Genomic DNA, 21,300 nt, shown 5'->3' with positions numbered 1-21,300 from the left:
CGCCCCACCGGTCCTGAGCACCCCTCCGCACGCCGGTACGCTCAAGGTGTGAACGCAGGAGAAACGCAGCGTGTGCCTTGGATCGTGGGGGTGTCCGGAGCGTCTGGGACGCCATACGCCGCCGCTGTGCTGCGTGCGCTGCTGGACGCGGGCGAGAGCGTCGATCTTGTCGTCAGCCGGGCCTCCCGGCTGACCCTGCTGGACGAGACGGGCATCTCCTTCCGGGACGCCCACTGGCAGGCCGACCTGCGGGAATGGCTGTCGCGGGGGGCCGACGGGAAGCCCGGGACGTTCGCGGTGGGCATCGACCGCGTACGGCACTGGAACGCCGGGGACCTGGCCGCCGGGCCGTCCTCGGGGTCGTACCCGGTGAAGGGCATGCTGATCGTGCCCGCCTCGACGGCGTGTGTCGCCGGAGTCGCGCTGGGGCTCTCCAAGGACCTGCTGCAACGTGCCGCGAGCGTGACGCTCAAGGAGCGGCGCCCGCTGGTCGTGGCCGTGCGGGAGACCCCGCTGAACGGGCAGACCCTCAGGCATCTGGTGACGCTGGACGACGCGGGCGCGAGCGTCGTGCCCGCCTCGCCCGCCTTCTACGCGGGCGCGACCCACATCCAGGACCTGGTGGACTTCGTCGCCGGCCGGGTCCTCGACGCGGCGGGCGTCCCGCACGGGCTGTACCGCCGCTGGACGGGAGAGCTGGGCGGCGGCGACGCGACCCGTCCGACGCGCGCGCCATCCGAGTAAGTCGCATTACCTCTCATCACTCAGAATTTTCAGTGGAAGGCTTCGATCGCATGGACGCGGTGGACAGGCAGCTCATCCAGGCCCTGAGGGAGAACGGCCGGGCCTCCTACGCGGAGCTGGGACGCCTCGTCGGCCTGTCGGGACCCAGCGTCACCGACCGCATCAACCGGCTGGAGGCGGCCGGTGTCATCACCGGCTACCGCGCCACCGTGCACTCCGCCTCGCTGGGCCTCGGCGTCATCGCCCTGATCGGCATCTCGCTCTCCGACGCCGCCGACCACGAGGACGTGGCGGCCCGGCTGAAGGACCTCAGCGAGATCGAGGACTGCTGGTTCATCGCCGGCGACGACTCGTTCATGCTCAAGGTGCGGGCGACGGATGTCGACGGTCTGGAGAAGATCATCCGGCGGCTGTCCGGGACCAAGGGCGTCTCCAGGACGCGTACGACGATCGTGCTCTCCACGAAGTGGGAGAACCGGGTCGGAGAGCTGCCCGAAGAGGTGTAGGCGCGAAGCGCCGTACGGGGGCGCCGCCCGCCCGAAGGGCGGGGGAGTACCGTCTACGAAGTCTGTCTAGGAGAGGTGTGACCATGGATGTCGGGCTCAAGCGCGAGCTGGAGGAGAAGGTCCGTTCCGGTGAGCGGCTGACTCGCGAGGACGGCATCGCGCTGTACGAGTCGGACGACCTGGCGTGGCTCGGCGGCCTCGCGCACGAGGTGCGGACGCGGAAGAACGGCGATGTCGTCCACTTCAACGTCAACCGGCACCTCAACATGACGAACGTGTGCACGGCGTCCTGCGCCTACTGCTCGTTCCAGCGCAAGCCGGGTGAGAAGGACGCGTACACGATGCGCATCGAGGAGGCCGTCAAGCTCGCCAAGGCGATGGAGGGCGAGAACCTCACCGAGCTGCACATCGTCAACGGGCTCCACCCGAACCTGCCGTGGCGGTACTACCCGCGCTCGCTGCGGGAGCTGAAGGCCGCGCTGCCGAACGTGTCGCTGAAGGCGTTCACGGCGACGGAGATCCACCACTTCGAGACCATCTCGGGGCTCTCCGCGTCCGAGATCCTCGACGAGCTCATCGACGCGGGTCTGGAGTCGTTGACCGGCGGTGGCGCGGAGATCTTCGACTGGGAGGTCCGGCAGCACATCGTCGACCACCGGACCCACTGGGAGGACTGGTCGCGCATCCACCGGCTGGCGCACGAGAAGGGTCTGAAGACCCCGAGCACCATGCTCTACGGCCACATCGAGGAGCCCCGCCACCGCGTCGACCACGTGCTGCGGCTGCGGGAGCTCCAGGACGAGACCGGTGGCTTCCAGGTCTTCATCCCGCTGCGCTACCAGCACGACTTCGTGGACATGCAGGACGGCAAGGTCCGCAACCGGCTCCAGGCCCGGACACAGATGGCGACCGGCGCCGAAGCCCTGAAGACCTTCGCGGTCTCCCGGCTGCTGTTCGACAACGTCCCGCACGTCAAGGTCTTCTGGGTCATGCACGGCGTCCAGACCGCCCAGCTCGCGCTCCAGCACGGCGCCGACGACATGGACGGCTCGGTCGTCGAGTACAAGATCACACACGACGCCGACAACTACGGCACGCCGAACAAGCTGACCCGCGAGGACCTGCTGGACCTGATCCGCGACGCGGGCTTCCGTCCGGTGGAGCGGAACACGCGGTACGAGATCATCCGCGAGTACGACGGCCCGGACCCGGCGCGCCGGGAGGCCCCGCAGCCGATGCGGGTGTGAGTTCGACGGCGAGTCGTTGGGGGCTGGTCGCGCAGCTCCCCGCGCCCCTTTGGTCGGCATCCTCGCGTCGGCTGGGTACTCGGGCCCCGTGACCACTGCACCCGAGGACGCTTACACCGCCGACCCCTTCGTCCCCGACCACGGCGGTCTCAGCGCCTTGCGCAAGGCCGCCGTCGGCTGCCGTGGCTGCCCCCTGCACCAGAACGCCACCCAAACGGTCTTCGGCGCGGGCAGCGAACACGCCCGCGTCATGCTCGTAGGCGAGCAGCCCGGCGACCAGGAGGACCGGCAGGGCAAGCCGTTCGTCGGCCCGGCGGGGAAACTGCTCGACCGAGCCCTGGAGGACGCCGGCATCAACCCAGCGGACGCGTATGTCACCAACGCCGTCAAGCACTTCAAGTTCACCCAGGCCGAGCCCCGCAAGCGCCGGATCCACAAGGCGCCCAGCCTGCGCGAGATGACCGCCTGCGGGCCGTGGCTCGCCGCCGAGTTGGCGGTCGTGAAGCCCGAGCTGATCGTGGTGCTCGGGGCGACGGCGGGGAAGGCGCTGCTGGGGTCGTCGTTCCGGGTCACGCAGGTGCGGGGGACGGTGCTGGAGGAGGAGATCCACGGGCGGCCGGAGCGGCTGGTGCCGACCGTGCACCCGTCGGCGGTGCTGCGGGCGGACGACCGGGAGGCGGCGTACCGAGGGCTGGTCGCGGATCTGGAGGTGGCGGCGCGGGCGCTCTCGTAATCCCGTAATGGATACTATGCGCCTATGCCCCTTACTTTCACGCTTGACCCCGCCGTCACGCCCACCCTGCGGGACGGTCTGATCGATCTGTGGGCCGACGTCAGCAACGCCGGCGGGGCCGTCGGGTTCGTGCCGCCGGTGAGCCGGGAGGAGATACGCCCGGAGCTCGTGAAGCACTTCGTCGCGATGAGCGAGGAGCGGGCCCGGCTCCTCGTGGGGCACGACGAGGAGGGACGGGTGGCCGCGACGGCGTTCCTCACCTTCAACACCCACCGGCTGATGACCCACTGGCTGTGGCTGTACACGGTGATGGTGCACCCACGGCACCAGGGCAAGGGGTACGGCCACGACCTGCTGGCCGCCGCCGCCGACGCGGCCCGCACCCTCGACGGCATCGAGGCGATCCGCCTCACCTGCCGTGGCGGCCTCGGCCTGGAGCGCTTCTACGGCTCCTGCGGTTACAAGGAGGTCGGCCGCATACCCGGCGCGATCCGCGTGGCTCCCGACGAAGACCGCGACGACGTCGTCATGCTGCTGCCCCTGACGTGAGGGGCCCCTGCAAGATCGGGGCCCGGGCGTGCTTCACTGGACGGTGGCCCTTTGGGGTCGTTGGAACCGTTGAAACCTTTGGAACCGTTCGACACGGAAGAGTGGATTGAGATGCTCCGCTACACGCTGATGCGCCTCGGGGTCTTCGTGGCCTGCTTCGTGGTCGTCTGGGGCCTCGTCTACTCCGGCGTCGTCCCGCGCGGCCTCGGCGCGTCCAACGGCATGTGGGTCGTCCTGCTGTCGCTGGTGCTCTCCGCCCCGATCAGCTTCGTCGTGCTGCGCAAGGAGCGGGACCGCGCGTCGCTCCAGGTCGTGCAGAAGGTGGACCGGGTCAAGGCGAACCTGGAGGCGAACCGCACCCAGGAGGACAGCGCCGACGACAGCGCCCGGGCCCAGGGGCAGACGCAGGGCCAGGCATCGTAGGGGTGCACCCGCCGCGGCCCCAACTACGCTTTGCCCATGGGTGCCGTGAAGGGTAAGCGGATGCCGCGTGCCGTCCGTGAGCAGCAGATGCTGGACGCCGCCGTACGGACCTTCGGGCAACGCGGGTACATGGCCGCCTCGATGGACGACATCGCCGAACTCGCGGGCGTGTCCAAGCCGTTGGTGTACCTCTACCTGAACTCCAAGGAAGACCTCTTCACGGCCTGCATCCGCCGCGAGGCGAAGGCCCTCACCGAGGCCGTCCGCGCCGGCGTCCACCCCGAGCTGCCCGCCGATCGTCAACTCTGGGACGGCCTGCTGGCGTTCTTCACGCACACCGCGCACCACCCGGACGCCTGGTCGGTGCTGCACCTCCAGGCCCGTACCCACGGCGAGCCGTTCGCCGCCGAGGTCGCCGCGATGCGCGAGGAGATCGTCGCGTTCGTGACCGAGCTGATCGCGGTCGCGGCGCGGGACGCCCACCGCGACCCCGACCTGCAGGAGAGCGAGGTCGCAGGGCTCGCCGAGGCCCTCGTGGGCGCCGCCGAGGCGCTCGCCGCCTGGGCCAACACCACGGAGGGCGTCACGGCCCGGCAGACGGCGACGACCCTGATGAACTTCGCGTGGGCGGGCCTGGGCAGCCTGATGGCGGGGCGGTCGTGGGCACCGCCGCCGTCGCCGGACGAGCTGGTCGCTCACGGCAGCGGCTGAACACTCCCCGCCACGTGCACCTTCTGATCGCCCCGCAGCTCGAACCGCCCCCCGTCCGCCGCGTACTCCACCGTCCCCGGCAGCAGCACCGGCGCCCGGAACTCCGCCCGCACCCGGGCGGCCCGCGGGGTGCCGTGGGCGGCGAGGCAGCGGGCGACGGTCCACATGCCGTGGGCGATGGCCCGGGGGAAGCCGAAGAGGCGGGCGGTGAGCGGGTACAGGTGGATGGGGTTGCGGTCGCCGGACGCGGCCCCGTAGTGCCGCCCGACGTCGGCGCCCAGCCGCCACTCTGCGACGTGGGGGAGCGGCGCCCGCTCCCGCTCCGGGGCCTGTGCGGGAAGGGCGCCCGTGCGGTGCCGCGCCAGATAGGTGCTCCGCGACTCCCACACCACGTCCGCCCCGGCCCGCAGCCCGGTGACGACGGCCGCCTCCGTGCCGCGCCGGTGCGGCGCCAACCCCTCCACGTGGACGGTGAGTTCGTACGCCGTCGTCGTCGCGAGCGCGGTGTGCCGGGTGATGTCGATCGACGTGTGGACCAGGCCGAGCAGCGGGAGCGGGAAGTCCCGGCCGCTCATCAGGCTCATCGCCAGCGGGAAGCCGAGAACGTGCGGATAGGTGATCGGCAGGGCGTCCTCGCCGGTGGCGAAGCCGCACACCCGCTCGTAGGCGGCCAGACGCGCGAGGTCGACGCGCACGCCGGGCAGGACGAGCGGGGTGCGGGGGAAGTCGGCGTCCGGGCGGGGATGCTTGAAGGGGGACAGGAGGGCGCCCCGGGCGAGCAGCGGGGCGAGGGCGGGGGAACGGGTGAGGAGAGTCATCAGGCCCCCAGCAGGCTCTGCCCGCAGACCCGTACCACCTGTCCGTTGACCGCTCCCGACGCCGGATGCGCGAGCCGGAGCGCGGTGCCGGTGAAGCTCAGACAGCGATCGGCCATGTCGATCTCCCCAGGGCTCGGCGCGAAGGCGTGCTCGTCACTTGCTCCGGAAATGCTCCGGTCCTTGCCGCAGTACTTGCTCCGGTACTTGCTCCGGTACTTGCTCCGAAGTCAGGTTACCGTGGGTAAGTCTAGGTCAGGGCAGCTCGGGACGTACGTGAGGGTCACTCACATAACCCCCGAGGTTGCACAGGCCTGGCCCCGGATCGCCGCCGTACCCGCACAAACCCACCACAGCAGCCCCGTACTATCCCCGTACCTAACCGCCGGTAACCATTTCCTGTCGCCACCGTCGGTGAACGCTTCGCCACGCGGGGCACGTACGTATTTGCAGCAAGCAGTTCACCGCTGCACGCCCAGGGAGCCGCCCGTGTCCACGCCGTACTCCACCACCGCCAGCTACGACGACGCTCCCCCCACCCTCGTCGCCCCCGAGACCCGCCGACTCGACGGAGTCGTACGCGAGGCCTCGATGCCCCCCTTCGCCCTGCCCGTCACCCACGGCTCGCTCGCCGACCTGCCCTTCGACAACGCGGCCGCCGCCCCCGACGCGATCGTCATCAGCCGCAAGACCCAGGACGGCACCTGGGTCGACGTCACGGCCGCCGAGTTCGCCGCACAGGTCCTCGCCGTCGCCAAGGGCCTCATCGCCGAGGGCCTGGTACCGGGCGACCGGGTCGCCGTCATGGCACGGACGCGATACGAGTGGACACTCCTCGACTTCGCCGCGTGGGCGGCCGGCCTGGTGACCGTGCCCGTCTACCCGACCTCCTCCGTCTTCCAGACCCGCTGGATCCTCCAGGACTCCGGCGCGGTCGCCCTGATCACCGAGAGCGTCAGCCAGGCCGCCGCCATCGGCCCCGAACGCGACCGACTGCCCGACCTCCAGCACATGTGGGTCATCGAGAAGGGCCACCTCGACCGACTCGAGGAACTGGGCGCGCACCTCCCCGACCAGGAAGTCGCCGTACGGCGCGGAATGCTGGTCCCGGACACCCTCGCCACCCTGATCTACACCTCCGGCACCACCGGCCGCCCCAAGGGCTGCGTCCTCACCCACGGCAACTTCTTCGCCGAGGTCGACAACGCGATCGAACTCCTCTACCCGATCTTCAAGTCGAGGTCGAACGACGAGGTGTCGATCCTGCTGTTCCTCCCGATGTCCCACGTGTTCGGCCGGATGGTGGCCATCGCCTGCGTACGCGCCCGCGTCCGCCTGGGCCACGCCCCCAGCCTGAAGGCCGAGGAGCTCCTCCCCGACCTGGCGAGCTTCCGCCCGACCTGCCTCCTGGCCATCCCGTACATGCTGGAGAAGATCTTCAACACCGCCCGCGCCCGCGCCGAGTCCGGCGGCCGCCTCTCCTCCTTCGACCGCGCGGCATCGGTCGCCCGCCGCTACGGCGAAGCGGTCGAGGCCCACAAGACGGGCACCGGCTCCAGCCCCTCCACGGCCCTGCGCGCCGCCCGCACCTTCTACGACCCCCTGGTCTACCGCCGCATCCGTAACGCCATGGGCGGCCGCGTCCGCCACGCCATCTGCGGCGGCTCCCCCCTCGGCCGCCGCCTCTCCTCGTTCTACCTGGGCGCCGGCATCGAGATCTACGAGGGCTACGGCCTGACGGAGACGACAGGCGCGTCGACGGTGACGCCCCCGATGAAACCGCGCCTGGGGACCGTGGGTTGGCCGATGCCGGGGACGAGAGTCCGCATCGCCGCCGACGGCGAGATCCTCATCGGCGGCGACCACGTCCTGCGCGGCTACTGGGACCCGGCGGCGGGCGGAGTCGTCCCGGCGGCCCCCGACGGCTGGCTGCCGACGGGCGACATAGGCGAACTGGACGACGAGGGCTACCTCACGATCACCGGCCGCAAGAAGGAAATGATCATCACGGCCGGCGGCAAGAGCGTGGCCCCCGCCCCACTGGAGAACTGGCTGCGCTCCCACCCACTGATCTCCCAGTGCATCGTCCTCGGCGACGCCCGCCCCTACGTCTCCGCACTGATCACCCTCGACCCCGACGGCCTCACCCACTGGCGCCAGATGAACGGCAAGCACCCGGTCCCGGCCGAACTCCTCATCGGCGACGAGGACCTCAACGCGGTCCTGCAACGCGCGGTCGACGAAGCCAACAAGCTCGTCTCCCGCCCCGAGTCCATCCGCCGCTTCACCGTCCTCCCCACCGACTTCACGGAGACGACCGGCCACCTGACCCCGTCCATGAAGCTCCGCCGCGAGGCCATCATGCGGGACTTCGCGGCGGAGGTGGAGGCGTTGTACGCGAAGTGAACGACACCGACATCGACACCGACACCGACACCGAGATCGAGTTCTTCCAGCACCCCTCCTCCGAGAACGAGGCGGTGCTGGTGTGGGGCGTGCGGATCGACGGCACGGACCTGCGCACCTTGGTGGCGGACGCGACGCGTGAACTGTGGCACCAGGAGCTGGAGGACGAGTTCGAGACGCCGGAGGAGGAGGCCGAGCTGGTCCTCACCCAGCACGAAGGCCTCCCCGCCACGGAGTTCACCGACCCGAACCACTTCCTCACTCCCGCCGACGACACCCCCGTGCTCGGCTGCACCTGCGGCATCTGGGAGTGCTGGCCCCTGCTGGCCCGCATCACGGTGACACCCACGACCATCACCTGGTCGTCCTTCCGGCAGCCACACCGGGAGGAGTGGGGAGAGCTGAGGATGGGCCCGTACGTGTTCGCGAGGCAGTCCTACGAGGCGGCCCTCTCCGCCGGGAATTACGGGCATTAGACGGGGCTGTTGCTCTTCAGCGCCGTGTCCACGAGACGGTCGGTCTCCTGTGCCCCTGTTCGGCCATTGACCCGACCGAGGGCGCGGTGTCAGCTGTCGTGGAGGAGAGTCCCGATGGCGGCGGTGATGTCCGAGACGACCCGGTCGGCGTGCGGGGCGGATACGTCCGACGGCCAGATGCCATCCTGCCTGACCCAGATGGTGCGCAGTCCGGCTGCGTGGCCACCGAGGATGTCATGTTCGGGGTGATCGCCGACCATCCAGCCCCCGGCGACGGAGCCGGCCCCGCACCGGTGGGCGGCGAGTTGAAAGATACGGACGTCGGGCTTACGTATGTGAACGGCACCGGAGATGCAGTACCCGTCGACCGCGTCCCGGAGCCCGGTCCGCTCGAGCTTCCTCAGCTGGATGTCGGCCATCCCGTTACTGACGATCCCCACGAGCCACCCCGACGCCCGCAACCACGCGAGACCGTCCAGCACACCGGAGTCACACCGCACGAACTCCGGCATACGCTCACGGAACCGGCCCCACAACTCAAGGGCGGGCTGGTCCAGACCGAATCGCTCCCGTACGTCGTGAAAGAACCGCTCCCGAGAGACGCGCCCCCGCCCATCAGCAGCACACAGCCATCCCACGGCCCCCTCCCCAAGCTCCCGCTCCTCAGCGAACTCTTTGGCCCACGCCGTGAACGCCGCTTGCCGGTCTACGAGGGTGCCGTCGAGGTCGAAGAGTGCGAGTCGCTGCATGCCTCTAGTCAACGGGACTTGGATCCCTGGGCGCGTGTCGGTTCGGTTGCTGTTGCGTCCGCTCGCTCGCTTCTCACCCGTGCTGGAGCGGACCGGGTCAAGGGGCGGCCGCAGGCCGATCGGCGCAGCCGACGCGAAGCGCCCTTGAGGCGGGCCGTGGAAGCACGACACTGACAAAGAAGCGGGCGGACCCAACGATCACTTCGTGACGGACGTGAGGAAGTCGCCCCAGGCGGCGGCGGAGAGAGTTACGTGAGGATCGGCGGGCCGCTTGGAGTCACGGAGGTGGACGGCCTGGGCGCAGGTGGCGATTTCAAGGCACTCGCCGCCCCCGCCGCTGCTGTAGCTGCTCTTGAACCAGCTGAGTTCCTCGGCGCTCATAGCTGTCCCCGCAGTTTCTCGATCAGGCCCAGCGACTCGTTGGGCCTGAGGGCTTGCGCCCTGAGGAGTCCGTAGCGCTCGCTCAGGACACGTACCTCTTCCGCGTCCGTGATGAGTCGTGGATACGTGTGGATCTCCACGTACGCTACCTGCTCGCCCTTCTTGACGGTCAGGAGGTTGAACGGCCCGTCCATGCTGGGCTGTTCCTCGCGGTCCATCGGCATCACCTGAAGCTCGACCGCCCGGAGGCTGCCGATGCGCAGGAGGTTCTGCAACTGCTCGGCGTGCACCTCGCGTCCGCCGATGGGGCGCAACAGCACGCTTTCGTCCAGCACGAAGCTGAACGTCGGCGACGGCCAGGGGTCGAAGAGCTGCTGGCGTGCCATCCGGTCGGCAACGCGCTTCTCGATTGTCTCCGCCGCGCGGTGCCCGACTGGCCCGGCGCCTGACCGCGCAGCAGCTCGCGGAGTGGGGGCACCCGTACGACAGTGACGTGAGCGCGACCGCACAGCACGTCGTGGCAGAGCTCGCGGCGAACGCGGTGACCCATGGGCGGGTGCCCCGCCCCCGCCCCTTCGGCCTCAGCCCTGATACTCCCTGTCCGTCCCCGGCCCGCCCGACAGTCGGTCCCTCCCCGGCCCCCCGTACAGCACGTCGTTCCCGCTGTTGCCGTACAGCACGTCGTTGCCCTGCTCGCCGTACAGCTTGTCGTTGCCCTTGCCCCCGTACAGCACGTCCGCGCCCGTGCGGCCATGCAGCACGTCGTTGCCGTCGTCGCCGAAGAGGTTGTTCTCGATCTCCTCGGTGTCGCCGGTCAGGGAGTCGTTGCCGGCGCCGCCGTGGCACTCGTAGTGGCAGGCGGTGAGGGTGTCGTTGCCGGGGCCGCCGAAGGAACCGAGGCCCCAGACGCCGCCGCCTCCTTCGAGGCGGTCGTTGCCGGCCTCGCCGTAGAGGACGGACGCTCCGCTGCCTCGGATGACGTCGTTGCCGGTGCCGCCGTGGATTCCGGCGTACGCCGAGTTGCCGGCGGGGATGGTGGCCGTGTCGTCGCGGTCGCCGAGGTCGACGTCGTAGATGTCGGAGTCGTCGGAGCCGAGGGGGGCGGGGACCACGCACTGGGCGACGGTGTGGTCGGCCGCCGAGGGGTACGTGCACTCGGCGGCGGCCAGGGTGATGGTGACGCGGTCGCGGAAGGTGAGGACGTAGTCGGACTCGAACTCCGTCCTCTCCACGACCTTCGCGGAGACGGTCAGGCGGTTCGTCTGGCCGGGCGCGGCCTTGTACCAGAGCTCGCCCTGGTAGTGGACGAGGGAGGCCGTGGCCGCGGGGGCCGCCTGTGCGGCGGGCGCCGCGAGGAAGGCACCACCCAGGGTTAAGGCGAGGGTTGCGGTGGCGGCGATGGTTCGGTACGTGCGCATACGGAAGTGACCCTTCGCGGTTTCTCTGCTTTCTGCGATCGTCTGTTTGACACTGGATCAGGTGGGCGAGTTGCGCCGGGAAAGGGCGCATTCCGCGGCTTCACGGACCTGGCGTCCTGGCGCACGCTCTGATTAACCGGACGTCAAAGGAGTGTTCAATTCCGCTTTTGGTGATGCCCCATTACCCCGACCTGATTCACTCGGCCGCCCGTGATTCTTTGCGGGCGATCAGGAAGGCCTGCGGGGCGGTGTCGCCCAGGGCGTCGTCGGGTTCGCGCACCGCTCGTGAGTGGAGCGCGAACCCGGCGGTCCTCAGCAGCCCGGCGATGGTGTCCGGCTGCCTGCGCTGGAAGTCGAGCGCCACCGGGTGACCCCACGGCCCGTCGAGGTGGCGGGGCTCGTCGCCCGTCTGGAAGGCGAGGAGCAGGTGGCCGCCGGGGGCCAGGACGCGGTGGAACTCCGCGAACAGGGAGGGGAGTAGGTCCACGGGGGTGTGGATGGAGGAGTACCAGCACAACACGCCCGCGAGCTCGCCGTCCGGGAGGTCCAGCTCCAGCATCGAGCCCTGCTCGAACCGCAGCCCCGGGTTCTCGCGCCGGGCCACGGCCAGCATCCCCTCCGACAGGTCCAGCCCGAACACCGGGAGGCCGAGGGAGGCGAGGTACGCCGTCTCTCGTCCCGGGCCGCAGCCGAGGTCGGCGACCTGGCCCGCGTTCCCCACCAGCTCCGCGAACGTGGTGAGCAGGGCCCGCTCCAGGGGCCTTCTCGCCAGCCCCTCCCGGAAGTTATGGGCGTAGTCGGCGGCGATCGTGTCGTAGAAGGTCCGCGTCGCGGTCAGGAAGTCGGGGGTCTGGGTCATGGCGGGGGAGCCTAGCGGCGGCCACTGACAAGTGCGTCGCTCACGCCAACCCGGCCGCCCGCAGCAGGGCCGTCGTGCCCGCCGCTCCCAGCACGACCACCACGAACGGCGCCCGCCGCCAGGCGAGTAGGCCGCCCACGAGCACCCCGGCCGGGCGCGCCCACCCGGCGAAGTGGCCGGTCTCGGTGAGTGCTCCGGTGGCCAGCAGGGCGACCAGGAGGACGACGGCTCCCGTCGACAGCAGTTCCTGGACGCGGGGGGAGATGTCGATCCGCCCGTGCAGGACGGGGCCCACCAGGCGGAAGGCGTACGTCCCCACCGCCAGCGCCAGGATCATGGCGACCGTCGCGCTCATGCCGTCCCCTTTCGGCGGTACAGGGCGGCGAGCCCGGTCAGGGCCGCCAGCACCGGCACCCCGGCCGGGACGATCGGCGTCACCGCCAGGGCGACCGCCGCGCCGGGCAGCGCGGCCCGCCGTACGCGCGCGTCCTCGCGCAGTGCGGGCAGGACGAGCGCCACGAGTACGGCGGGGAAGGCGGCGTCCAGGCCGAAGCGGGCGGTGTCGCCCAGGGCCCTGCCGGCGAGGGCTCCGGCCAGCACGGACACGTTCCAGGTGGTGAAGAGACCGAGCCCGGAGATCCAGAACGCGCTCCGGCGCCGTACCGGGTCGGGCTGGGCGAGGGCGAACGCCACCGTCTCGTCGGTCACGAGGTGCGCGCCGACGAAGCGGGCGAGGCGTCCCCGGCCCAGTACGTCCGCGACGGCGAGGCTGTAGGCCGCGGTGCGGGTGTTGAGGAGCAGCCCGGTGGCCGCAGCGGCGAACGGACCGCCCCCGGCCAGCAGTACGCCGACCGCGCTGAACTGGGCGGAGCCCGCGTACACGATCAGGGACATCACCACCGGCACCCACACCGGAAGGCCGCCGGCCACGGCGATCGCGCCGAACGAGACGCCCACGATGCCGCTCGCCAGCCAGACGAGGGAGCTGTCGCGGACGAGGGAGCTGTCGCGGACGAGAGGAGTCCAGGGTGTTCGGAGCAGCGAACGCATGTTTTCTACAATGAACAGAATGGCTCGCGTTCGTCAAGGCGAACGAAGGTACCGATGGAGCGAACGACATGTCCGACGCCGCGTCCCAGCCCTCCCGCCTCCCCCTCGACTGGATCGCCGCCTCCCTGCGCCGCGAACGCACGCGCGCCGGGCTGTCCCTGTCCGAGCTGGCCAAACGGGCCGGGATCGCGAAGTCCACGTTGTCGCAGCTGGAGGGGGCGAGCGGCAATCCGAGCATGGAGACGATCTGGGCGCTGGGCGTGGCGCTGGGGGTGCCGTTCAGTGCGCTGGTGGAGCCGCCGACGCCCGCGGTGCGGGTGATCCGGGCGGGGGAAGGGCCCGCGGTCGCCTCGGAGCAGGCCAACTTCGTGGGGACCCTGCTGTCGGCCGGCTCCTCGGGCGCCCGGCGGGACATCTACCAGGTGCGGGCGGAGCCCGGCGCGGCGCGGGTGTCGGAGCCGCACATTCCGGGCTCGGTGGAGCATCTGGTCGTGAGTGCGGGGCGGATGAAGGCGGGGCCGGTCGGGGAGAGCGTGGAGCTGGGCCCGGGGGACTACGTGACCTACCGGGGGGATGTGCCGCACGCGTACGAGGCGCTGGTGCCGGGGACGACGTTCGTGCTCGTCATGCAGCACGTGTGAAAAGGGCAGGAGCCCCGTCGCCGGTTGGCGCGGGGCTCCTTGGGTATTGCTGTGCGGCGCGATCAGATGGGAGTGACGTTCTCCGCCTGCGGGCCCTTCGGGCCCTGGGTGACGTCGAAGCTCACCGACTGGTTCTCCTCGAGGGAGCGGAAGCCGGAGGCGTTGATCGCGGAGTAGTGAACGAAGACGTCGGGGCCGCCGCCTTCTTGGGCGATGAAGCCAAAGCCCTTTTCGGCGTTGAACCACTTCACGGTTCCGGTAGCCATAAGCCCTCCTTGGGCCCAAAGGGTTGCCCTGCTCCAGAACCCTGCAAGTGTGAAAACAAGATGCCGCACAACTCTGCATACGTCTGAAAACGACGAGAGCCCGCGGTTACATGCTCCGCAGGCTCTGTACTGCAAGGGAAACCAAACTGCAACTTGCGGCGAGCCTAGCACGCAGGCAGCCGAAAGCAATAGAGGTCAAGATCACTTCACTCGGATGTTTGAAACCATGTGGGTGAGGTTGACGGGACTCCCGCGACACGAAGCCTCGACCGAGGCGCACCCTGAAGGGGGAACCGTACCCCACGAGGGCTAGCCTCGCGATGTGGACAATTCTCGCACCCGGCCGCGCGTCGGCCACATTCAGTTCCTTAACTGCCTGCCCCTGTACTGGGGGCTCGCGAGAACGGGCACGCTGCTGGACTTCGAGCTGACGAAGGACACCCCGGACAAGCTCAGCGAGCAGCTGGTGCAGGGAGACCTCGACATCGCGCCCATCACCCTCGTCGAGTTCCTGAAGAACGCGGACGACCTGGTCGCCTTCCCCGACATCGCCGTGGGGTGCGACGGGCCGGTCATGTCCTGCGTGATCGTCTCGCAGGTCCCGCTGGACCGGCTCGACGGCGCCCGGGTCGCCCTCGGTTCGACCTCGCGCACCTCCGTCCGCCTCGCCCAGCTGCTGCTGGCGGAACGCTTCGGAGTCCAGCCCGACTACTACACCTGCCCGCCCGACCTCAGCCTGATGATGCAGGAGGCGGAGGCGGCCGTACTCATCGGAGACGCGGCGCTGCGGGCCAACCTGCTCGACGGGCCGCGCTACGGGCTCCAAGTGCACGATCTCGGCTCGCTGTGGAAGGAGTGGACCGGGCTGCCGTTCGTCTTCGCCGTGTGGGCGGCGCGACGGGACTACGCGGAGCGGGAGCCGGTCATCACCCGCCAGGTCCACGAGGCCTTCCTCGCCTCCCGCAACCTCTCCCTGGAGGAGGTCGGCAAGGTCGCCGAGCAGGCGGCCCGCTGGGAGTCCTTCGACGAGGAGGTCCTGGAGCGCTACTTCACCACCCTCGACTTCCGCTTCGCAGGCCCCCAACTCGCCGCGGTCGCCGAGTTCGCCCGCCGCGTCGGCCCGACGACCGGCTTCCCGGCGGACGTGAAGGTGGATCTGCTCCAGCGGTGAGGGGAACCGTTCCGGCGGTGCGGGGATCTGTTCCCGTAGTGGGGGATCTGCTCCAGCAGTGAGGGCACGGCCGCCCCGTCGCACTAATCTGCTGAGGAGTCCTACGGGGGAGAGGTGGACGCCATGCAGCCGCTCGGAGCCGACGAGCCCACCGCCATAGGGCCCTACCGACTGCTCGGCCGCATCGGCTCCGGCGGAATGGGCCGTGTCTATCTGGGCCGCAGTGCCGGCGGCCGCACGGTCGCCGTCAAGATCGTGCACCCGCACTTCGCGCTCGACGAGGAGTTCCGCGCCCGCTTCCGCCGCGAGGTCCAGGCGGCCCGGCGGGTGGGCGGCGCGTGGACCGCACCGGTCCTGGACGCCGACCCGGACGCGTCGGTCCCCTGGGTCGCCACGGCGTACGCGGCGGGTCCGTCGCTCGCCGGTGCCGTCGCGGACGGCGGCCCGCTGCCCGAGCACACCGTACGGGTCCTGGGCGCGGGGCTGGCCGAGGCGCTCACGGCGGTGCACGAACTGGGGCTGGTGCACCGGGACGTGAAGCCGTCCAACGTCCTCCTCACCGTGGACGGCCCGCTGCTCATCGACTTCGGCATCGCCCGCGCCACCGACAGCACGGCCTCCCTGACCTCCACCGGCGTCTCGATCGGTTCCCCCGGCTACATGTCCCCCGAGCAGATCCTCGGCAAGGGCGCGACGGGCGCGGCCGACGTCTTCTCCCTCGGCGCGGTCCTCGCGTACGCGGCGACCGGCGAGCCGCCCTTCCCCGGCGACTCCTCGGCCGCGCTGCTCTACAAGGTCGTCCACGAGGACCCGTGGCTCGGGGAGTTGGGCGGCGAGCTGCGTGAGGTGGTGTCGGCGTGCCTGGCCAAGGACCCGGCCGCGCGACCGACGCCCCGCGAGGTGGCCCGACGGCTCGCTCCGGAGGGCGCGGCCCGGCTGGTGGCGGCGGGGTGGCTGCCGGGGGCGCTGGTGGAGCGGGTCGGGCGAAGTGCCGTACAGCTGCTGAACCTTGAGGCGGCGGGGGTGGCTGAGGTGGCCGGGGCGGCCGGGGTGGCGGCGTCGGGGCCGGTGGAGTTCAGCAGTCCTTCGGTGGGCAGCTCGTCGTTGTCCGTGGGTGAGTTCGGGCCGCCTCCCGTCATGCCGCCCGTGGACGCCCTGCCCTTCGTGCCGGAGCCGCGCGACGCGTCGCCGCAGGACACCGCCGTACCGTCGGCGCCGTCCGGTCAGGGGCCCGGCAGGCTCTCCGTGTCCGTCGCGGCGACCTCGACGCCCGGGGACGGTGGGCGGGGGCGGCGGCTGAGCTGCACCGTGGCGCTCGCGGTGGCGGGAGCACTGGCGGCGGTGACGGTGGGGTCGGTGTTCGTGTTCGACCTGTTGCCGGGTCAGGATCGTGACAGCGACACCTCGGCGGATGGCGGTCACTCCGTGTCGCCGTCGTCGGCGCCGACGGTGGGTGACCTGCCGGGTGACGGTGCCTCACAGGTGGCCGGAGTCCCCGGTCGCTACCTCGGCACATGGGAGGGGCAGGGCACCGGACTCGGCGGCAGCGTGCCCATGGGGACGTTCCGGGTCACCGTGAAGCAGGCGGCGGTGGGGGAGGAGCTGGGCAGCGTCCGCAACACCGATCCGCTCGGCACCATGGTCTGCGTCGACGTCCTCACCCTGAAGGACGTGACGGGCAAGCGGATCGTCGCCAAGTCCGTGGCCGCCGACTCGAATCCGGCCACCTGTGTGAAGAGCGCCCACACCGTCACCCTGACCCCCGCCGGCGACGACCTCACGTACGCGTCGGACAGCGAGGGCTCCGGCCGCCCGGTGGCCCGGATGACGAAGGTCAAGTAGCGCATGAGCGACCTGCTGCTGATCCTCGTGGCCGCGGTGTGGGGTGCGGCGTCGGGAGCGCTGCTGCCCAGGGCCGCGTACCGGTTCTCGGCGCCGGACGAGGAGCCGTGGCGGGAAACCTGTCCGCAGGGGCATCCGATCGGCGGGCGGATCCGGGGCTGGGTCGGAGGGACGCGGTGCGAGGCGTGTGCGGGGGGAGCGGAGGGCGCGGGGGCGCCGTACGGCCCCCGTGCGTTGCCGCTTTCCACGGTCACCGCCTTTCTCTGCGCCGCCCTCGCCGCCGCCACCGGTACGCGGCCCGAGCTTGCCGTCTGGCTGGTGCTGGCGCCCGTCGGCGTGTTGCTGGCGGCGGTCGACCTGCGGGTGCGGCGGCTGCCCAACCCGCTCACCCTGTCGCTCGCGGCCGCCGCGCTCGCGCTGCTGGGCCTGGCCGCGCTGGCGCCCGAGCACGCCGGTGACTGGACGACGGCCCTGCTCGGCTCCCTCGCCCTCGGCGTCGGCTACCTCGTGCTGCACCTCATCAACCCCGGCGGCATGGGCTTCGGCGACGTGAAACTCGCGCTCGGGGCGGGTGCCGCCCTCGGCTGGTACGGCTGGCCGACGGTGATGCTGGGCACCTTCGCCGGGTTCCTGCTGGGGGCGTTGTACGGCGGTGTCCTGGTCGTCCTGCGGCGGGCGAACCGCAAGACGGCGATCCCGTTCGGGCCGTTCCTGATCGTGGGGGCGTTCCTCGGGCTGCTCATCGGCGCGTTCACGGCCTGAGGTGCTGACGGGAAAACCACTGACGTAGGCTGGTTCGGTCCGTCCACAACCCTTGACGAATGGGACGCCCCCGGTGACCGAGAAGGCCGACCTCCAGTCTGTGCTCGACCGTGCCGCGGACGGCGGGCGGATCACCCCCGAGGAGGCGCTCCTCCTCTACCGCGACGCCCCCCTGCACGCGCTGGGCGCCGCCGCCGACGCCGTACGCCGCCGCAGGTACGCGGGGACCGAGCACATCGCGACGTACATCATCGAGCGCAACATCAACTACACGAACGTGTGCGTCACGGCGTGCAAGTTCTGCGCCTTCTACGCGGCGCCGAAGGACACGGCCAAGGGCTGGACCCGTGACCTCGACGACATCCTGCGGCGGTGCGCCGAGACCGTGGAGCTGGGTGGCACCCAGATCATGTTCCAGGGCGGCCACCACCCGGACTACGGCGTCGAGTACTACGAGGAGCACTTCTCCGCCATCAAGAAGGCGTTCCCGCAGCTCGTCATCCACAGCCTGGGGGCGAGCGAGGTCGAGCACATGGCCCGCATCTCGAAGGTGTCGGTCGAGGAGGCGATCCAGCGCATCCACGCGGCCGGTCTCGACTCCTTCGCCGGCGCGGGTGCGGAGCTGCTGCCCGAGCGGCCGCGCAAGGCCATCGCCCCGCTGAAGGAGAGCGGCGAGCGCTGGCTGGAGATCATGGAGACCGCGCACCGGCTGGGCGTGGAGTCCACGTCCACCATGCTGATGGGCACCGGCGAGACCAACGCCGAGCGCATCGAGCACCTGCGGATGATCCGTGACGTCCAGGACCGCACGGGTGGCTTCCGGGCCTTCATCCCGTACACCTACCAGCCCGAGAACAACCACCTGAAGGGCCGGACGCAGGCCACCCTCTTCGAGTACCTGCGGATGATCGCCATCGCGCGGCTGTTCATGGACAACATCGCGCACATCCAGGGCTCCTGGCTGACCACCGGCAAGGAGGTCGGGCAACTCTCCCTGCACTACGGCGCGGACGACCTCGGCTCGATCATGCTGGAGGAGAACGTCGTCTCCTCCGCCGGCGCCAAGCACCGCTCCAACCGCCTGGAGATCATCGACCTGATCAGGAAGGCGGGGCGCGTCCCGGCCCAGCGGGCCACGACGTACGAGCACCTCGTCGTGCACGACGACCCGGCGAACGACCCGGTCGACGAGCGGGTCATGTCCCACATCTCGTCCACGGCGATCGACGGCGGGACCGCACACCCCGAGCTGAAGCTGCTCGCCTCCAACTGAGCCGTACGTGCTGACCATTCACGCCGACTCCAGGGGCCGGGCGCTCGCCGTCAAGGGCGCGTGGGTCGCCGAGGCCGGCCCGCTGGAGGAGCTCGTCGCCGCCCATCCGCGGGCACGGGTGCGCCAGTGGCCCGGCATCCTCACGCCCGGGCTCATCAACCTGCACGGCACCGAGCTGCTGGAGGAGGCGTACCACCCCGATCCGCGCGAGGCCGACGAGTTGGGCACCGCGCCGTTGTTCGGGGACGCCCTCGCGATGCTGGCCATGGACGACGCCCGCTGGGCCGCGAGCGCCCGGCGCGGGGTGCAGCGGATGCTGGCGCACGGCACGGTCGTGGCGGCCTGCGAGGAACTGCGCAACCGTGCGGTGCGGGACGTCGTCCACCGTTCGGGGATCGGGGTCATGGGCCGGCTCGGGCGGCCGGGCGGGGTGCCGTCGCTCGACCCGTACGCCTCCGACTGGCCGGTGGAGTTCGCGCAGCCGAGAGAGCGGGGCTCCGCCGCGCGGTTCGCCTTCTTCGACGTACCGGACGAGGCGACGCTCGCCGAACGGGGCGCCACCGGGACGTGCGTGGCGTCGGTGGTGGACGGGCGGATCGTCTACCGGCGACGCTGAGACCTACTCCGAGAACGCCTCTGCGAAGGCTCCTGAACTCTGCTTCACCCCACTGCAGTTGGTCAACGGGTCGTCCTGGTCGGCGTCCTCGTCCGCACACTGCTGGTCGCGGAAGGTGGACCACATGGACACCCAGGCGATCTCCTTCTCCTCGGCGAACGTCCGTACCTGGGCCGCGTCCGCGAGCGTGAACGTCTCGTTGTCGACGTCGTTGACGCCGAGCATCGAGGTGAGCGCCATGCCCCGCCAGGCGCCTGCGTCGGACAGGCCGAAGACCTTCTTGAGCTGGGCCTGGGTGGCCTTCGCCGAGGTGACGGCGTAGTCGCCCATGTCGTCGGCGTACGTCTCGCCGTAGTTCATCGTCATGATGTTGACGGTGGCGACCTGCACGTCGTGCTCGTTGGCGGACTCCAACAGGGCCAGGCTGTCGGCGTCGAGCCCGGACGGCATCACCGGCAGGGTGAAGGTGACCTCCAGGTCGGGGCGTTCCTTCTGGAGCGCCGCGATCGCCTCGGAGCGCAGGTCGACCGAGTCGGAGTCGGTCAGCTCGTCGCCCTCGATGTCGAAGTCGGCCTGGGTGGAGCCCGCCGCGTCCAGGGCCGCGCCGTACGCCTCCTCGAGGTCCGAGGCGCTGTCGCAGGCCGCCGCGAGTTCCTTGCCGGAGGCTCCGCCGAAGGACACGCGGACCGTGGCGCCGGGCTCCGTCAGCGCCGAGATCCGGGACTTGACCGTCGAGTCGCCGACGGCGTGCGTGCCGTTCCACTTCGGCGTACAGCCGTTGCCGTCGGAGATCACGAAGGCCAGGTTGTACGTGGTGGGGGAGCCGGCCGGGTCGTTGTCGGAGGCCTCGGTGACGCTGACGTACGGCGCGTACGTGGTGGTCGCGGTCGTGGGCGCGGTGCTTTGCGACGGTGACGCGGAGGTCTGTTTCGGTGGTGCCGGCGCCGCGTCCGTGCTGCCTTCGGAGCCCGCGGAGCACCCCGCCGCGGCCAGGGCGAACAGACAGGTAAGCCCGGCCATAGGCGTCCGGAAACTCCTCATTGCGCATGCACCCGCTCTCAAGGTTTCCGTCTCTCGGGACGAAAAAAAGCCAAAAGGGACATTCAACGCTCTCATGGCGCGGGGCTGTCGCGGAGGAGTTCCGGAGATCTCTCAGGAAAGAGACAGGTTAAGACTTTTCTCATGGGTCTCTCACAAGGAATCCAGAGTTTAGGCCACATAAAGCATCCCTAATATCCGGGGAATGCAATCCGAGCCTGCCATCGAAAGCCGCGCCGATGTGCGCGGTCGCCGTCGCAAACGCGGCAACGAGTCCGCCGAAGGACCCGTGTTCGTTGACACCTCCGGACGCCGCTCCAAACTGCTGCGCCGGATCGGCCTTCTCCTCGGCGTCGCCTGCCTCGGGTACGCCGTCGTCCTCGGCGCGGCCTTCATGGGCTGGGGCACCTCCCTGACCCCCTCCTCGCTGCTGCCGTTCGGCGGGGGCGGCCCGGGTGGGCAGGGCCAGGACGGCCAGAACGGTCAGGGACCCGGCGGTTTCCGCCCGGACGGCGGCCGGGGCGACCAGGCCGTCCGCCCGAGCGGCATTCCGTCCGCCCCGCCCTCGGGAGCCCCCACCCCCAGCCCGTCCGCGTCCGCAACCGCGGCCGCCAACTGACCGGA

At 70.5% G+C, this 21,300-nt stretch carries 26 protein-coding genes and 1 pseudogene; 17 read left to right on the top strand and 10 right to left on the bottom strand.

Annotated elements, in window-relative coordinates:
• The first annotated feature begins 48 nt into the window (after positions 1 to 48).
• The 7 genes from ACFYWX_RS28130 (at position 49) to ACFYWX_RS28100 (ending at position 4,913) form a co-directional block, all read left to right on the top strand.
• Positions 49 to 744, top strand: a complete 696-nt coding sequence (locus ACFYWX_RS28130) for a UbiX family flavin prenyltransferase (protein ID WP_389426897.1) — start codon at positions 49 to 51, stop codon at positions 742 to 744.
• A gap of 50 nt (positions 745 to 794) precedes the next feature.
• A complete protein-coding gene (locus ACFYWX_RS28125) occupies positions 795 to 1,250 on the top strand; it encodes an Lrp/AsnC family transcriptional regulator (RefSeq protein ID WP_389426896.1) in 456 nt (151 codons plus the stop codon).
• A gap of 83 nt (positions 1,251 to 1,333) precedes the next feature.
• The gene (mqnE, locus tag ACFYWX_RS28120) at positions 1,334 to 2,497 is read left to right on the top strand and encodes an aminofutalosine synthase MqnE (protein WP_389426895.1); all 1,164 of its coding nucleotides are present in this window, start codon (positions 1,334 to 1,336) and stop codon (positions 2,495 to 2,497) included.
• A gap of 88 nt (positions 2,498 to 2,585) precedes the next feature.
• On the top strand, positions 2,586 to 3,230 hold the full coding sequence (locus ACFYWX_RS28115; protein WP_389426894.1) for a UdgX family uracil-DNA binding protein: 645 nt from the start codon (positions 2,586 to 2,588) through the stop codon (positions 3,228 to 3,230).
• Between the two features lie 24 nt (positions 3,231 to 3,254).
• Positions 3,255 to 3,779: a GNAT family N-acetyltransferase gene (locus tag ACFYWX_RS28110; RefSeq protein ID WP_389426893.1), complete on the top strand. Its 525-nt coding sequence runs from the start codon at positions 3,255 to 3,257 to the stop codon at positions 3,777 to 3,779.
• 111 nt (positions 3,780 to 3,890) lie between these two features.
• Positions 3,891 to 4,202 (top strand): DUF4229 domain-containing protein, encoded by a 312-nt coding sequence (locus ACFYWX_RS28105; RefSeq protein ID WP_389426892.1) that lies wholly within the window; start codon positions 3,891 to 3,893, stop codon positions 4,200 to 4,202.
• Between the two features lie 36 nt (positions 4,203 to 4,238).
• Positions 4,239 to 4,913, top strand: a complete 675-nt coding sequence (locus ACFYWX_RS28100; protein WP_389426891.1) for a TetR/AcrR family transcriptional regulator — start codon at positions 4,239 to 4,241, stop codon at positions 4,911 to 4,913.
• On the opposite strand, the gene ACFYWX_RS28095 is transcribed toward ACFYWX_RS28100, so the two are convergent.
• The gene (locus ACFYWX_RS28095; RefSeq protein ID WP_389426890.1) at positions 4,898 to 5,731 is read right to left on the bottom strand and encodes a MaoC family dehydratase; all 834 of its coding nucleotides are present in this window, start codon (positions 5,729 to 5,731) and stop codon (positions 4,898 to 4,900) included. The two genes, ACFYWX_RS28100 and ACFYWX_RS28095, sit on opposite strands and share 16 nt — an antisense overlap.
• Before the next feature lie 486 nt (positions 5,732 to 6,217).
• On the opposite strand from ACFYWX_RS28095, the gene ACFYWX_RS28090 reads away from it, so the two are divergent.
• Both ACFYWX_RS28090 and ACFYWX_RS28085 read left to right on the top strand, forming a co-directional pair.
• Complete coding sequence (locus ACFYWX_RS28090) at positions 6,218 to 8,134, top strand: AMP-dependent synthetase/ligase (protein WP_389426889.1); 1,917 nt, start codon at positions 6,218 to 6,220, stop codon at positions 8,132 to 8,134.
• On the top strand, positions 8,131 to 8,610 hold the full coding sequence (locus ACFYWX_RS28085) for a hypothetical protein (protein ID WP_389426888.1): 480 nt from the start codon (positions 8,131 to 8,133) through the stop codon (positions 8,608 to 8,610). The genes ACFYWX_RS28090 and ACFYWX_RS28085 overlap by 4 nt, the downstream gene beginning before the upstream one ends.
• Before the next feature lie 89 nt (positions 8,611 to 8,699).
• Here the strand turns inward: ACFYWX_RS28085 and ACFYWX_RS28080 are convergent, their stop codons facing one another.
• The 3 genes from ACFYWX_RS28080 to ACFYWX_RS28070 all read right to left on the bottom strand — a co-directional run bounded on the left by ACFYWX_RS28080 (position 8,700) and on the right by ACFYWX_RS28070 (position 10,126).
• Positions 8,700 to 9,359: an HAD family hydrolase gene (locus ACFYWX_RS28080; RefSeq protein WP_389426887.1), complete on the bottom strand. Its 660-nt coding sequence runs from the start codon at positions 9,357 to 9,359 to the stop codon at positions 8,700 to 8,702.
• Positions 9,360 to 9,557: 198 nt separating this feature from the next.
• Entirely contained in the window at positions 9,558 to 9,740 is a 183-nt protein-coding gene (locus tag ACFYWX_RS28075) for a DUF397 domain-containing protein (RefSeq protein WP_389426886.1), read from the bottom strand.
• The gene (locus ACFYWX_RS28070; RefSeq protein WP_389426885.1) at positions 9,737 to 10,126 is read right to left on the bottom strand and encodes a DUF5753 domain-containing protein; all 390 of its coding nucleotides are present in this window, start codon (positions 10,124 to 10,126) and stop codon (positions 9,737 to 9,739) included. Before ACFYWX_RS28070 ends, ACFYWX_RS28075 begins: the two co-directional genes overlap by 4 nt.
• On the opposite strand from ACFYWX_RS28070, the pseudogene ACFYWX_RS28065 reads away from it, so the two are divergent.
• A pseudogene (locus tag ACFYWX_RS28065) lies at positions 10,120 to 10,302 on the top strand (ATP-binding protein); the annotation flags it as partial. The gene ACFYWX_RS28070 and the pseudogene ACFYWX_RS28065 overlap by 7 nt on opposite strands.
• 19 nt (positions 10,303 to 10,321) lie before the next feature.
• On the opposite strand, the gene ACFYWX_RS28060 reads toward ACFYWX_RS28065, so the two are convergent.
• The 4 genes from ACFYWX_RS28060 to ACFYWX_RS28045 form a co-directional block, all read right to left on the bottom strand.
• A complete protein-coding gene (locus ACFYWX_RS28060) occupies positions 10,322 to 11,158 on the bottom strand; it encodes a calcium-binding protein (RefSeq protein ID WP_389426884.1) in 837 nt (278 codons plus the stop codon).
• A gap of 196 nt (positions 11,159 to 11,354) precedes the next feature.
• Positions 11,355 to 12,017, bottom strand: coding sequence for a class I SAM-dependent methyltransferase (locus tag ACFYWX_RS28055; protein WP_389426883.1), 663 nt, complete (start codon positions 12,015 to 12,017; stop codon positions 11,355 to 11,357).
• Between the two features lie 40 nt (positions 12,018 to 12,057).
• Positions 12,058 to 12,372, bottom strand: coding sequence for an AzlD domain-containing protein (locus ACFYWX_RS28050; RefSeq protein ID WP_389426882.1), 315 nt, complete (start codon positions 12,370 to 12,372; stop codon positions 12,058 to 12,060).
• Positions 12,369 to 13,067: an AzlC family ABC transporter permease gene (locus ACFYWX_RS28045; protein ID WP_389426881.1), complete on the bottom strand. Its 699-nt coding sequence runs from the start codon at positions 13,065 to 13,067 to the stop codon at positions 12,369 to 12,371. The genes ACFYWX_RS28050 and ACFYWX_RS28045 overlap by 4 nt, the downstream gene beginning before the upstream one ends.
• A 68-nt stretch (positions 13,068 to 13,135) precedes the next feature.
• Here ACFYWX_RS28045 and ACFYWX_RS28040 point away from each other — a divergent pair, with 68 nt between their 5' ends.
• A complete protein-coding gene (locus ACFYWX_RS28040; RefSeq protein ID WP_389426880.1) occupies positions 13,136 to 13,708 on the top strand; it encodes a helix-turn-helix domain-containing protein in 573 nt (190 codons plus the stop codon).
• A gap of 62 nt (positions 13,709 to 13,770) precedes the next feature.
• Here the strand turns inward: ACFYWX_RS28040 and ACFYWX_RS28035 are convergent, their stop codons facing one another.
• Positions 13,771 to 13,974, bottom strand: a complete 204-nt coding sequence (locus ACFYWX_RS28035) for a cold-shock protein (RefSeq protein ID WP_028805073.1) — start codon at positions 13,972 to 13,974, stop codon at positions 13,771 to 13,773.
• 322 nt (positions 13,975 to 14,296) lie between these two features.
• Here ACFYWX_RS28035 and ACFYWX_RS28030 point away from each other — a divergent pair, with 322 nt between their 5' ends.
• The 5 genes from ACFYWX_RS28030 to ACFYWX_RS28010 all read left to right on the top strand — a co-directional run bounded on the left by ACFYWX_RS28030 (position 14,297) and on the right by ACFYWX_RS28010 (position 19,638).
• Positions 14,297 to 15,145 carry a menaquinone biosynthetic enzyme MqnA/MqnD family protein gene (locus ACFYWX_RS28030; RefSeq protein WP_389426879.1) on the top strand — a complete coding sequence of 283 codons (849 nt, stop codon included), beginning with the start codon at positions 14,297 to 14,299 and terminating at the stop codon, positions 15,143 to 15,145.
• A gap of 123 nt (positions 15,146 to 15,268) precedes the next feature.
• Positions 15,269 to 16,987, top strand: a complete 1,719-nt coding sequence (locus ACFYWX_RS28025; protein ID WP_389426878.1) for a serine/threonine-protein kinase — start codon at positions 15,269 to 15,271, stop codon at positions 16,985 to 16,987.
• 3 nt (positions 16,988 to 16,990) lie between these two features.
• Positions 16,991 to 17,749 (top strand): prepilin peptidase, encoded by a 759-nt coding sequence (locus ACFYWX_RS28020; RefSeq protein ID WP_389426877.1) that lies wholly within the window; start codon positions 16,991 to 16,993, stop codon positions 17,747 to 17,749.
• A gap of 73 nt (positions 17,750 to 17,822) precedes the next feature.
• Entirely contained in the window at positions 17,823 to 19,022 is a 1,200-nt protein-coding gene (gene mqnC, locus ACFYWX_RS28015; RefSeq protein ID WP_389426876.1) for a cyclic dehypoxanthinyl futalosine synthase, read from the top strand.
• A gap of 7 nt (positions 19,023 to 19,029) precedes the next feature.
• The gene (locus tag ACFYWX_RS28010) at positions 19,030 to 19,638 is read left to right on the top strand and encodes a hypothetical protein (protein WP_389426875.1); all 609 of its coding nucleotides are present in this window, start codon (positions 19,030 to 19,032) and stop codon (positions 19,636 to 19,638) included.
• Between the two features lie 3 nt (positions 19,639 to 19,641).
• On the opposite strand, the gene ACFYWX_RS28005 is transcribed toward ACFYWX_RS28010, so the two are convergent.
• Entirely contained in the window at positions 19,642 to 20,679 is a 1,038-nt protein-coding gene (locus ACFYWX_RS28005) for a chitinase (RefSeq protein ID WP_389426874.1), read from the bottom strand.
• Between the two features lie 202 nt (positions 20,680 to 20,881).
• Between ACFYWX_RS28005 and ACFYWX_RS28000 the strand changes: the two genes are divergently transcribed.
• Complete coding sequence (locus ACFYWX_RS28000) at positions 20,882 to 21,295, top strand: hypothetical protein (RefSeq protein WP_389426873.1); 414 nt, start codon at positions 20,882 to 20,884, stop codon at positions 21,293 to 21,295.
• The last annotated feature ends 5 nt before the right edge of the window (positions 21,296 to 21,300 follow it).

Origin of the sequence: Streptomyces sp. NPDC002888 (genome assembly GCF_042888465.1) — a bacterium.
GTDB lineage: Bacteria > Actinomycetota > Actinomycetes > Streptomycetales > Streptomycetaceae > Streptomyces.
Note: the sequence above shows the minus strand (reverse complement) of the source record. Positions and strands in the feature narration are given on the sequence as shown.